Source organism: Pseudoalteromonas sp. NJ631 (assembly GCF_000276645.1).
GTDB classification, from domain to species: Bacteria; Pseudomonadota; Gammaproteobacteria; order Enterobacterales; family Alteromonadaceae; genus Pseudoalteromonas; species Pseudoalteromonas piscicida.
In genome coordinates this window covers 614,257-627,090 of record NZ_AKXJ01000001.1, presented here as the reverse complement: position 1 = coordinate 627,090, position 12,834 = coordinate 614,257, and the positions used below count along the sequence as shown (strand labels likewise).

12 protein-coding genes are annotated in these 12,834 nt (G+C 45.0%); all 12 read left to right on the top strand.

What is annotated here, in order from left to right; all coding sequences use genetic code 11:
- Positions 1–2: 2 nt before the first annotated feature.
- The 12 genes from thrB to A587_RS0102955 all read left to right on the top strand — a co-directional run bounded on the left by thrB (position 3) and on the right by A587_RS0102955 (position 12,786).
- A complete protein-coding gene (thrB, locus tag A587_RS0103010) occupies positions 3–941 on the top strand; it encodes a homoserine kinase (RefSeq protein ID WP_010372120.1) in 939 nt (312 codons plus the stop codon).
- The gene (thrC, locus tag A587_RS0103005; protein ID WP_017216369.1) at positions 941–2,224 is read left to right on the top strand and encodes a threonine synthase; all 1,284 of its coding nucleotides are present in this window, start codon (positions 941–943) and stop codon (positions 2,222–2,224) included. Before thrB ends, thrC begins: the two co-directional genes overlap by 1 nt.
- Before the next feature lie 257 nt (positions 2,225–2,481).
- Entirely contained in the window at positions 2,482–3,738 is a 1,257-nt protein-coding gene (gene glyA, locus A587_RS0103000) for a serine hydroxymethyltransferase (protein WP_010372111.1), read from the top strand.
- Positions 3,739–3,823: 85 nt separating this feature from the next.
- The gene (gene nrdR, locus A587_RS0102995; RefSeq protein ID WP_010372109.1) at positions 3,824–4,273 is read left to right on the top strand and encodes a transcriptional regulator NrdR; all 450 of its coding nucleotides are present in this window, start codon (positions 3,824–3,826) and stop codon (positions 4,271–4,273) included.
- A complete protein-coding gene (gene ribD, locus A587_RS0102990; RefSeq protein WP_017216368.1) occupies positions 4,270–5,382 on the top strand; it encodes a bifunctional diaminohydroxyphosphoribosylaminopyrimidine deaminase/5-amino-6-(5-phosphoribosylamino)uracil reductase RibD in 1,113 nt (370 codons plus the stop codon). The genes nrdR and ribD overlap by 4 nt, the downstream gene beginning before the upstream one ends.
- Before the next feature lies 1 nt (position 5,383).
- Positions 5,384–6,040: a riboflavin synthase gene (locus tag A587_RS0102985; RefSeq protein WP_010606132.1), complete on the top strand. Its 657-nt coding sequence runs from the start codon at positions 5,384–5,386 to the stop codon at positions 6,038–6,040.
- Between the two features lie 28 nt (positions 6,041–6,068).
- Positions 6,069–7,181: a bifunctional 3,4-dihydroxy-2-butanone-4-phosphate synthase/GTP cyclohydrolase II gene (ribBA, locus tag A587_RS0102980; protein WP_010372099.1), complete on the top strand. Its 1,113-nt coding sequence runs from the start codon at positions 6,069–6,071 to the stop codon at positions 7,179–7,181.
- Positions 7,182–7,297: 116 nt separating this feature from the next.
- Positions 7,298–7,762 (top strand): 6,7-dimethyl-8-ribityllumazine synthase, encoded by a 465-nt coding sequence (gene ribH / locus A587_RS0102975; protein WP_010372096.1) that lies wholly within the window; start codon positions 7,298–7,300, stop codon positions 7,760–7,762.
- 11 nt (positions 7,763–7,773) lie between these two features.
- Positions 7,774–8,184 carry a transcription antitermination factor NusB gene (gene nusB, locus A587_RS0102970; RefSeq protein WP_010372094.1) on the top strand — a complete coding sequence of 137 codons (411 nt, stop codon included), beginning with the start codon at positions 7,774–7,776 and terminating at the stop codon, positions 8,182–8,184.
- Positions 8,185–8,227: 43 nt separating this feature from the next.
- On the top strand, positions 8,228–9,190 hold the full coding sequence (thiL, locus tag A587_RS0102965; protein ID WP_010372092.1) for a thiamine-phosphate kinase: 963 nt from the start codon (positions 8,228–8,230) through the stop codon (positions 9,188–9,190).
- An 8-nt stretch (positions 9,191–9,198) separates the two neighbouring features.
- A complete protein-coding gene (locus A587_RS0102960) occupies positions 9,199–9,681 on the top strand; it encodes a phosphatidylglycerophosphatase A family protein (RefSeq protein ID WP_017216367.1) in 483 nt (160 codons plus the stop codon).
- Positions 9,682–9,705: 24 nt separating this feature from the next.
- Positions 9,706–12,786: a ligand-binding sensor domain-containing diguanylate cyclase gene (locus A587_RS0102955; protein WP_017216366.1), complete on the top strand. Its 3,081-nt coding sequence runs from the start codon at positions 9,706–9,708 to the stop codon at positions 12,784–12,786.
- Positions 12,787–12,834 lie beyond the last annotated feature (48 nt).

Sequence of the window (12,834 nt, the reverse complement as noted above, 5' to 3'; positions counted from 1 at the left end):
TTATGAAAACGTTTTATGCACCAGCGTCAATGGGCAATTTTTGTGTTGGCTTTGACGCCCTTGGCGCCGCAATCCAGCCTATTGATGGCAGTTTATTGGGCGATCAGGTCAGTGTTGAAGCCGCAGAGCGTGATACGTTCAATTGTATTGGTCCATATGCAGAAAAGCTCTCCGCCGATCCTAAAGACAATTTGGCGTTTCAGTGTTTACAGCACTTCAAACTGCATGTGGCACCAAACATGCCAGCGGTTGCTATGACCTTATATAAGGGCCTTCCTGTTGGTTCAGGTTTAGGCTCTAGCGCTTGCTCTGTGGTTGCCGCTTTTGCTGCACTCAATGATTTTGCCAATACGCAATTAAGTCAAGAGGCGCTCATTGAATTGATGGCCGACTTTGAAGCAAAGGTCAGTGGCGGTCGTCACTACGACAACATCACGCCATGCTACCTTGGTGGACTACAACTGACGGCAGACTGCATTCCAAGTAAAGCAATCAGTGTTGCGCATGATGAGAGCTGGTTTTATGTTATTGCATATCCTGGCTTTGCCTTGAATACTGCGAAAGCAAGGCAAGCACTACCACAGCAATTTTCTTTGCATGATACGGTGGAATTTGCCCAGCGACTCTCGGGCTTTTGTTTATTGATGCAGTCAGGTCAATTTGACAAAGCACTGTCGATGATGAAAGACAGCATTGCCGAGGAAGCGAGAGCGCCACTCATTGCCGGCTTTAGTGAAGCAAAAGACGCGCTACCAGCCCTAGGTGCCGAGCTGGTGAGTATTTCAGGGGCAGGGCCCACATTATTTGCTATTTGTAAGTCAGAGCAACAGGCAAATGCAGTGCAGCAATGGTTGCAACAAAACTACATTAATGAAGCGGGTTTTAGCCATGTTTGCCGATTAGATATGCTTGGCACAAGAGAATTAAAGGATCAAAAGTAATGAAATTAGTGAATTTAAAAGACGAACAGCAGATAGTCTCATTCGTTGAAGCGGTAAAAATCGGTTTAGGTCGTAACCAGGGGGTTTTTTTTCCTCCTACATTTGAGCGTATTGCGGATGTTGATGCACTACTTGAATTACCTTTTGCTGAGCGTAGTGCCAAGGTATTACATCACCTTATTGGTGATGAACTACCACAAGATACGCTCGATGCGATGGTAAAACGCGCCTTTAATTTCCCAGCTAAGTTAGTCGAAGTTGCTAAAAATCAGCATTGTTTAGAGCTTTTTCATGGACCAACACTGGCATTTAAGGACTTTGGCGGCCGCTTTATGGCTGAATGCATTAGCATGTTTAATCAAGGTGAGCGCGTGACTATCCTCACGGCAACAAGTGGCGATACTGGCGCCGCCGTTGCCCATGCCTTTTACGAAAAAGAAAATGTCGATGTGGTGATCCTTTACCCTCATGGCAAGATTTCCCTTGCCCAACAAAAGCTATTTACAACACTTGGGAAAAACATTCATTGTTATGCTGTAGATGGCAGCTTTGATGACTGCCAAGCGATGGTAAAGTCTGCATTCCTTGATGACGAAGTAAAGCAAAAGCTTGGTCTTAATTCAGCTAACTCCATCAACATCAGCCGTTTAGTGGCGCAAGTGTGTTATTACTTTGAAGCGCTAGCGCAATTACCTAAGTCGCAGCGTGATAAAGTGCATGTTTCAGTGCCAAGTGGTAACTTCGGTAATGTCTGTGCGGCGATGATTGCGGCCGCGATTGGACTGCCTATTGCCAAGTTAAGTGCCACGACAAACCAAAATGACACTGTACCCCGTTATATTGCCTCGGGTGAGTGGCAACCAAACGACACTTTGGAGTCACTCTCTAATGCGATGGACGTGAGTAAACCTAATAACTGGCCTCGTGTTGAAATCATGCTAGATAGAGAGGATTTTAACAAACATGACTTTTATTCACGTTCGGTGACGGAAGCGCGAACTCAGACAGTAATGCAAGAATTACATGATAAAGGTTACTTGGCTGAGCCACATACTGCGATAGCCTACGAAGGATTAGCGCTGGACTCTCAAGCGGATGAAACCGGAATTTTCCTTGCCACTGCGCATCCTGCGAAGTTTAAGGAATCTGTAGAAGGTGTTTTAAATCAGAAACTTGACATGCCAAAACCGTTGGTCGATGCATTGCAAAAACCATGTTTGGCAGAGCCGCTTAGTGCAGATTATGATGCTTTGAAGGCAGCAATGTTAGCAAAACTCAACTAAATCAGAGAGCCTGTCTGAGTGGGTAGAACGCCCACTCAGATAAGGTCAATTTCAAGACTATATTAGCTTTTCAAATACAACTTAGGTTGTCTTATTTAAAATATTAATGTTTAAATAAAAAAATATCATCGCGATAGGGGTGTGAAATAAATTCAATCCCTGCTTAAATATGCCCATGCTGATTTCATAGGCAAACTGGTTATCTTGTGATGCTAGATTGTCTTTAAAAATACCCTTACGTTTACCTAGGAGAAACCATGTTAGAACGTAACATGAATATTGCAGATTTTGACCCAGAACTATTTGCAGCGATTGAAGCAGAAACTTCACGTCAAGAAGAGCACATCGAGCTTATCGCTTCTGAGAACTACTGTAGCCCACGTGTACTTGAAGCGCAGGGTTCTCAGCTAACAAACAAGTATGCTGAAGGTTACCCAGGTAAGCGTTATTACGGTGGTTGTGAGCACGTTGATGTGGTTGAGCAACTCGCGATTGACCGTGCCAATGCGCTATTTGGTTCGACTTACGCAAACGTTCAGCCTCACGCTGGCTCACAAGCAAACGCGGCGGTATTCCAAGCGCTACTTCAGCCACATGACACTGTGCTAGGTATGAGCCTTGCTCACGGTGGTCACTTAACGCACGGTTCACACGTAAACTTCTCTGGTAAAACGTACAATGCTATTCAGTACGGTCTAAACGAAGAAACTGGCGAAATCGATTACGCGCAAGTTGAAGCGTTAGCACTTGAGCACAAGCCAAAAATGATCATCGGTGGTTTCTCTGCGTACTCAGGTATCGTTGACTGGGCTAAGTTCCGCGAAATCGCTGATAAAGTAGGCGCTTACCTACTTGTTGATATGGCGCACGTTGCAGGTCTTGTTGCCGCTGGTATTTACCCAAGCCCAGTGCCTCATGCACACGTTGTAACAACAACAACGCACAAAACGCTAGCGGGTCCTCGTGGTGGTCTTATCATCTCTGCTTGTGATGATGAAGAAATCTACAAGAAGCTAAACTCTGCTGTATTCCCTGGTGGTCAAGGTGGTCCTCTATGTCACGTTATCGCTGCGAAAGCGGTTGCGTTCAAAGAAGCACTACAGCCAGAGTTCAAGTCATACCAAGAGCAAGTGGTTAAAAATGCACAAGCTATGGTTGCGGTACTTCAGGAGCGTGGTTATAAAGTGGTTTCTGGCAAAACTGAAAACCACCTGTTCCTACTTGACCTGATTGATAAAGACATCACAGGTAAAGATGCGGATGCAGCGCTTGGCCGTGCAAACATCACAGTAAACAAAAACTCTGTACCAAACGATCCACGTTCACCGTTCGTTACTTCTGGTCTGCGTATCGGTTCTCCTGCGATCACTCGCCGTGGCTTTAAAGAGGCTGAGTCGAAAGAGCTTGCTGGCTGGATCTGTGACGTACTAGACAACATCAATGATGAGTCTGTACAGGCACAAGTGAAAGAAAAAGTAAAAGCAATTTGCGCTAAATTACCTGTTTACGCATAATTTCGCTCACAAAAAAGCAGTTTTTTGTTATGATTAAGGCCGCATTCAAGCGGCCTTTTTTGTTTTTGAGTCAACGAGAGCGTCTATGCATTGTCCATTCTGTACAGCCAAAGATACCAAAGTGATAGATTCACGTTTGGTTGCTTCCGGCCACCAAGTCCGTCGCCGTCGTGAGTGTATTTTATGCCACGAACGCTTTACCACTTTTGAAGGTGCTGAGCTCTTAATGCCGCGCGTAATAAAGCAAGATGGAACCAGAGAGCCTTTCAATGAAGATAAGTTACTCAATGGCATGCACCGAGCGCTGGAAAAGCGCCCCGTCAGCACAGAACAAATAGAAGAAGTGGTACACCAGATTAAATCTCAAATTCGTGGTACGGGCGAACGTGAAGTACCAAGCGACATGATTGGAGAATGTATTATGGAAGCCCTCAAAAAGCTCGATAAAGTGGCTTATGTGCGATTTGCTTCGGTATATCGCTCTTTCGAAGATATTCGTGAGTTTGGTGAAGAAATTGCGAGGTTGGGGGATTGAGCCAGTTCACAGCGCAAGATCATGATTACATGAGCCGTGCAATCACGCTTGCAAAGCGCGGTAAATACACCACAACACCCAATCCAAACGTCGGCTGTGTGATCGTAAAAGACGGTGAAATCGTCGGCGAAGGCGCGCACTTAAAAGCAGGTGAAGGCCATGCTGAAGTGCATGCGCTTAAGCAAGCTGGAGCTAAAGCCGCTGGTGCGACTGCCTATGTAACGCTTGAGCCATGTAGTCACTATGGCAGAACGCCGCCGTGTGCTAAAGGTCTGATCGACGCAGGCGTCAGCAGAGTGGTTGCAGCTATGGTTGATCCTAACCCACAAGTTGCAGGGCGCGGATTGGCAATGTTAGAGGCCGCGGGAATTGCAACGGCTTTTGGTTTGCTAGAGCCACAAGCAAGGGCGCTAAATACTGGTTTCTTGAAGCGAATGGAGTATGGGTTGCCGTTCGTGACCTGTAAGCTTGCCGCTTCTCTTGATGGCAAAACTGCATTAAACAATGGCCAGAGCAAGTGGATCACCTCAGCGGCAGCGCGCTTAGATGTGCAGCGCCACCGTGCGCAAAGCTGCGTGGTCTTGACCGGGGCCGATACGGTTATGGTAGACAATGCCAGACTCAATGTTCGTGAAGAGTTTTTGCAAGACACCGATTATCCTCAACCTGAGCTACGCCAGCCGATACGTGCGATTATTGACTCACAAAATCGTCTGACACCAGATCTTGCGTTATTTAAAATCGCATCTCCGGTGATTATTTTTCGCCGTACTATTGATAATTCAGCGCAATGGCCTCATTTCGTAGAGCAAATTGTCGTGCCTGAAATCAACGGTAAGCTCGACCTAAAAGCCGTGCTCAACAAGCTGGCTGAAAAGCACTGTAATTATGTTTGGCTTGAGGCTGGCGCCACCCTTGCGGGGGTAATGCATGAACAAGGGCTAATTGATGAATATATCATCTATTTGGCACCGAAAATAATTGGCGCTGGAAAAGGGCTGTTTAACACCACACCACTGAGTGCCATGTCGCAAATACCAGAGTTAGTGTTTGGCGACGTTTGCCAAGTGGGGCCTGATCTCAAACTTATCGCGACTAAAGAGAAGTAAAATGTTTACAGGTATTATCGAAGCAACAGGAACATTAACTCAATTGCAGCTCAAGGGCGGCGATTTAATTGTTCGTGTAACCACGACATCTCTTGATATGAGCGATGTAAACTTGGGTGATAGCATTGCCACTAACGGGGTCTGCCTGACCGTAACTGAGAAGTTTCATGATGGCTTCAAAGCCGATGTTTCTAACGAAACCTTAAGTTTGACGCGTTTTGCCGAGTACAAACAAGGCCAAAAGGTCAATCTTGAAAAGGCACTGCAGCCGATTTCACGCCTAGGTGGTCATTTGGTTTCTGGCCATGTGGATGGTATCGCTGAAGTGGTAGAGATAACCGCTAATGCCAGAGCGACTGATTATTGGCTAGCTGCGCCGTCATCGCTAATGAAGTATATTCCGTATAAAGGCTCGGTTGCCATTGATGGTATCAGTTTGACGGTCAATGCCGTGGAACAAAATCGCTTTAAACTGACCATTGTGCCTCACACGGCGCAAGAAACGACGATTGCAGGTTTTCAAGTCGGGTCAAAACTAAACTTAGAGGTTGATCAAATCGCCCGCTACCTCGAAAGACTAATTCAGGGTGAGCCAAGCGCTGCCAGCGAGTCCACTCTCACAACCAGTCTATTGGCGAAAGCTGGCTTTATAAAGTAGCCACAGACAAAGTAAAAATGGGAAAACTATGAGTTTAAATAGTGCTGAGGAAATCATCGCGGACATTAAAGCCGGTAAAATGGTTATTTTGATGGATGATGAAGACCGAGAAAATGAAGGTGATCTGATCATTGCAGCAGAGCACATTACACCAGATGCAATTAATTTCATGGCAACATATGGTCGCGGGTTAATCTGTTTAACCATGACACAGGAGCGCTGTGAGCAGCTGAACTTGCCACTAATGGTGAAAACCAATGGCGCTCAGTTCTCTACCAACTTTACTTTGTCTATTGAAGCTGCGAAAGGCGTAACTACTGGGATTTCAGCGGCAGATCGTGCTCGTACAGTGCAAGCTGCAGTTGCCAAAGGTGCAGTGCCTGAAGATATCGTACAACCTGGTCATATCTTCCCAATCATGGCGCAACCAGGCGGCGTTTTAACGCGTGCAGGTCATACTGAAGCTGGATGTGATTTAGCACGTTTGGCGGGATTGGAGCCTGCATCTGTGATTGTTGAAATTCTCAATCCAGACGGCACTATGGCACGCCGCCCACAACTAGAAGTATTTGCAAAAGAACACGATATTAAAATCGGCACCATTGCTGATTTAATTGAGTATCGTAACTTAAACGAAACTACTATCGAAAAAGTAGCAGAGTGTAAACTGCCTACTGAGTTCGGTGAGTTTAATCTGGTGACGTACAAAGACACCATTGATAATCAACTTCACTATGCGATGGTTAAGGGCGAGATCAAATCGGAAGAAGCCAATTTAGTGCGTGTGCATTTGCAAAGCACGTTTAACGATATTCTTCATTCAGATCGCAGTGCGGATAGAAGCTGGACGCTGCAAAGTGCCATGAAGCACATCGCTGACAACGAAGGTGTATTAGTCATTCTTGGTAAGCAAGAACACAGCGAAGAAATGGAAGCGCTAGTTAAGGCGTTTGCTGCGGAAGATGCGGGCGAACAGGTGAACTACCGTAAATTCCAAGGTACTTCGCGCACCGTAGGTGTGGGGTCGCAAATTTTGGCTGATTTAGGCATTCAGAAAATGCGCCTAATGAGTCTACCGAAAAAATATCATGCACTGTCTGGTTTCCACTTAGAAGTGGTTGAATACGTCGAACCAAAATAATTCCAAAATGCCAAATTGATCGCAATCGCCTATATTCTGGTAGTAGGCGATTGCCACATTACTGTGCTATCATGCGCCTCAATTTGGCAATTGCTCATACAGATTAGGAACATCTAATGAAAGTAATCGAAGGTAATAAATACGCTCCTGGCAAAAAATTTGCCATTGTCATTTCACGTTTTAACGATTTTATCGGTAGCAGCTTACTTGAAGGCGCTGTAGATGAATTAAAACGTACCGGTGGTGTTAGCGATGAAGACATCACGGTTGTATATGTACCGGGAGCGGTTGAACTACCACTAGCAGCAAAACGCGTTGCGATGAAAAAAGAGCACGACGCGATTATTGCGCTAGGTGTGATTATTCGTGGTGGTACACCACACTTCGATTTAGTTGCTAACGAGTCTAACAAAGGCTTAGCTAGCGTTTCATTAGATTATGACATCCCTGTTGCTTTTGGTGTACTTACCACTGAAAGCATTGAGCAAGCTATCGAGCGCGCGGGCACTAAAATGGGCAACAAAGGGGGAGAAGCCGCCCTTGGAGCTCTAGAAATGGTGAACGTGCTAGAGCAAATTTAAGAGGAATCTCAGTGAAACCAGCAGCTAGACGCAAAGCACGTGTACTTGCTTTACAAGCTATTTATTCTTGGCAGCTAAGTGGTAACCCAATTGCCGATATCGAACAGCAAATGCTGATCGAAAACGACGTAACGAAAGTCGATGTGGAATACTTCAAAGACTTAGCGCGTGGTGTTGTTGTTAACCAAAAGCAGCTAGACGAAGCAATTCGTCCGCATTTAGCTCGTCCACTTGAAGAATTGGATATGGTTGAGCTTGCCGTGTTACGTGTTAGTGCTTATGAGCTTAAATTCCGTGAAGATGTGCCATACAAAGTGGCTATCAACGAAGGTATTGAGTTAGCGAAAATGTTTGGCGCTGAAGAAAGCCACAAATTCGTTAACGGTGTACTAGACAAAGCGGTTAAGTTTATTCGCAAATAAGCTTTACTATAGGAATAGCCGGCCTTGGCCGGCTTTTTTGTGTATGAAAGAATTTGAGCTAATCAATCACTACTTTAAAGGCCGTGGCATTATTCGTCGAGATGTAGAGCTTGGGATCGGTGATGACTGCGCCTTAGTTTCAGTTCCTGCTGGCAATCAGCTTGCGGTAACAACGGATACGCTAGTTGCGGGTGTGCATTTTTTTGAAGATATTCCACCTCGGGCACTTGGTCACCGTGTGATCGCGGTAAACCTTAGCGACTTAGCTGCAATGGGGGCGGAACCTACTTGGGTGTCGCTTGGTTTAACGTTACCTAGCGCTGACTTGGAGTGGTTAGAGGCCTTCACCGAAGGCATGCATGAAATCGCTGAGTACTATAACGTACAAGTAATAGGTGGCGATACAACGCAAGGTCCATTGACTATCACTGTATGTGCAAAAGGTATTGTACCAACTGGTAAAGCACTCAAGCGCTCAGGTGCGCGAGTGGGTGATTGGATTTATGTAACAGGTCCGCTTGGTGACGCAGGGCTTGCTATTGAAGCGCGAAAGCAAGGCTGGACGCTTGAGCCAAAACACTACAAAGCAGCGCTTGAAAAGTTTCACTATCCTGCGCCACGAGTTGCTGCGGGTCAAGTACTCAGAGGCCTTGCTACCTCTGCAATCGATATCTCAGACGGTTTACTTGCGGATCTTAAGCATATTTTACGTAGCTCGTTAGTTGGCGCTAAGATAAATGCCGATAAAGTCCCACAGTCTGATGCGCTGCGCTCAAGTCTTGATGAAGATGCACGCATGCGGCTCGCGCTCGGTTTTGGTGATGACTACGAGTTACTCTTCACGGTCAATGATAATAACAAAAATGCCGTGGAAACTAGATTGAAGCAATATGGTGTTGAGCCAGTTTGCATTGGCCAAATTACGGCTAATAATGGCGAAATTCAATTGCTCAAAAAAGGTCAACCTTACCAGCTCGCAGGGCTTGGTTTTGAGCATTTTAGCTAGGAGTTGGTTTGGCTAAGCAGTATGTATTTAATTTAAAGAAGCCGCATCAACTCTTTGCACTCGGGTTTGGTCTTGGTTTAGCGAAAAAAGCACCTGGTACTTTTGGTACCTTCGCTGCATTACCGTTTATTTTTGCAACCCAAGGTGCACCAATTTGGCTGCAATGTCTTGTTGCGATTGTCATGACGTTATTTGGGATCTGGGTGTGTGGTAAAACAGCAGACGATGTTAATGTTCATGACCATCCAGCCATTGTCTGGGATGAAGTGGCAGGCTTTTATATTACCATGATAGGGGCGGCACTTAGCTGGCAGTCATTAATCGTTGGCTTTATTTTGTTCCGCTTTTTCGATATTTTGAAGCCGGGTCCGATAAGATGGCTCGATAAACGTTTGCATGGTGGCTCGGGGATTATGCTAGATGATGTATTAGCTGGCATTTTTTCATTGATTTGCGTGCAAGCTTTGTTTAAAACTGGCATTTTAGTCTAACTGTGCTGATGTGATGGAATCGAGATGACAAGGCTATTGTTTTTCATTTTCACTTTGCTGCTACCAATTAAGAGTTTTGCGGCGATAGATGATTACGTAGTTAAACAGTGGAATATCCAAAGTGGATTACCGTCACAAAGCGTTAAGAGTGTCGTTCAAGACAATCAGGGCTACATTTGGCTCGGAACTCAGTTTGGCTTAAGTCGGTTTGACGGTCATCAATTCCAAAACTTCAATACCCAAAATACCGAGTTTTTAAATAGCAATGCCATTAATAAATTGGTGGTAGACCGATTTGGCATGCTCTGGGTTGGCACACGTCGAGGATTGTTAAGACTCAACCCTAAAACCTTAGAAGCTCGACGTTTCGATCTGCAGGGGCCTGTACGGGATATCTTGCAAGATGAAGATGGCGGGATCTGGATTGCTGCGAATGGTCTGTATTATGTTTCTGCGAAAAAGCTGACGTTAGCCGCTAATAACATCGAACAAAGTACGTTAGATGTTACCCAAATCAATCAAATTGTAGGTTCCGTGACTAAAATGGCGCTGGTGCCAGATGGTATTTGGTTGGTAAATGAGCGTCACTTACTTAAAATCAGCGAATCAAGCAATCGCACTGGCGATGGGGTTCGGCTTGAATTGGCAAGTAAAGTGTCATTACCTGAACAGTTAGCACAAACCATCATACATGACTTAGCTTGGGTCGATGGTAAGTTGTTCTTAGCATCAGAGCTGGGCGCCTATTTTCTAGATATTGATGAAGTACTACGTCGTTACCAAGAAGTGGGTAACAATGCGGTATATAAGTTTCTTAACGATAAGGAAGGTGGCCTGTGGGTTTCCACTTATGGGCGATTGTTATACCGACAAAATAATGGCATTTGGCAAGCTGTTGAGCCAATTCAACTAGATCAGAGCATCTGGTTTGCCGATATTTTTATGGATAACGATAATAATATCTGGCTTGCTAGTTTAAATGAGGGACTTTGGCTTGCTCACTCAGGTAAGGTTGAGCGTCATCATATCGGCCAACGGACAAATCAAGCTATCTCAGCAATTACTCAAGGCTCCAATGGTCAATTGTGGGTAGCTAGCAGAGAAGGTCTTGGAATTATTGGGTTAAATGATAGTTATCAACCCGTGCTCACAAGTGCTCAGTTAAATCGCTCTGTAATACACGACTTAGAATTTATCGGTGAAAAGCTCATTCTTGGTACTGACCGTGGTGCGCTTATTTACGAAGATGGCACACTGCAAAAGTTAAATGAGCGAGAGCTCAGGCAAAATCCGGTATTTTCTCTCAGCCCTTCAAATCGTGGGGGGATGTGGTTTGGTACTGGCAGGGGCTTGTATCGCCTTGATTACAAGGGGATAACGCCGTTTGCCTATAATGCCTTTCTCGGTAGCCAATTCGTCACTTTTGTTGAAGACTTCCCTCGATACGGCTTCATTGGTACAAACAAAGGGGCTTATCGTTACAATGATAAGGGGATCGAAAAAATCGGTTCTCAAACGTCATTGGATACCGCTTATATCACCAGTATTTTGCATTTGGATACCGTGACGACTTTAGTTGGCTCACTCAACGATGGGTTATTCTATCGTACCTCAGAGGGTGATTGGTATCAGCTTGATGCTTCAAATGGATTGCCTTACGGATCGATATTTTCGCTGCATTATGACAAGAGCAATCAGCTCATCTGGGTGAGCACAATGAAAGGGGTATATCGCATGCCCGTTGCGCAATTTGGTCACGTTATAGAGAGTTTGCAAGTTGAACAAGTAATAAGCCCATTCGATAGGCAGCTTGATGGCAGACCAAGCCAATGTTGTTCGGGGCTTGGGCATGATGCAGTGGTTGAAACCGAGTCTGCTATTTTTTACCCCAGCTTACAAGGTGTCGTTGAGATCCCTAAAAATGTCCAGCTTTTTGGTGGTGGGGATTTATTGCCAAGGCTAGAGTCATTGTCTACCCACGATAGAGTATTTAGTACAGAATCCTTAAATCAAGTGATCCAGCTTGATACATCGGAGCGTGATCTAACCATTAATTATACTGCAATCGATTTTTACGCGCCGCATAGTATTGAATTTAGATACAAGCTAAAAGGGCACGATACGCAATGGCGTGATGCTCAATCTCGCCGCGAAGCAATTTATACCAATTTACCACCAGGCAACTTCACCTTTGTTTTAGAAGTTAAGCGCCAAGGGCAAGATTGGGAGCAGGCGAAGGTGCTTAACTTATCCATTACGTTACCGCGCCGTTTTGATGAAACGATTTACTTTAGGCTGTTTATCACTTGTGCATTTATATTTATGTTCTATCTCATTTTCTGGGTATTTAGAGCACAAGAAAGAAGGAAGCAAGCCGCACTAGAAGCGTTGATAGCAGAGCGTACGACAGAGCTCAGAAAAGCCAATGAAAAGCTCAATCAGGTCAATACTCAGCTTAAGCTTGTAAGTCACTCAGATGAATTGACGGGGCTACGTAGTCGTCGCTTCCTCTTTGATCAGTTACCAAAAGATGTCGAGCATTATCAGCGCAATGCGCAGTCACTACAGGCTCAAAATAAGAGTTTGGTATTGATGATTATGAACATTGATGATTTTAGCAAAATTAATGATTCTTATGGTCCAATTGGCGGTGATAGCTGTTTGCAGCAATTAGCAACGTTACTCAATACACGAACGCAAGGTTCTGATTATGTCGTCCGTTGGAGCGGTGATGAATTCCTATTACTGCTACGTGACTTTAGCAGAGACTATATCGAAGAGTACGTCAGCGACTTATGTAAGGCGATTGCTGAAACGGATTACCGCTTACCGAATGGTAAAACGACTAAATTAACGGTGTCGATGGGATGGTCATATTATCCATTGCCACTACTAGGTGGTAAGGTCATTGGCTGGGAATCATCTGTGAACTTAGCTGATATCGCATTGCATCAGGTCAAACAACGTGGCGGTGATGGTGCTGCGACAATCATCTTTGACGATCAATTGGATGCATTCGAATTTGAGCAAAGCGCGAACATAGAGTCTCAGTTACAACTTTTGCAAAGCAATGGACTTGCGGAAGTGAGAGTGTGGATGAGGTAATACTCATCACTAGCGCTTAAACTGTCAACCTTGTTTAGGATGGGACAA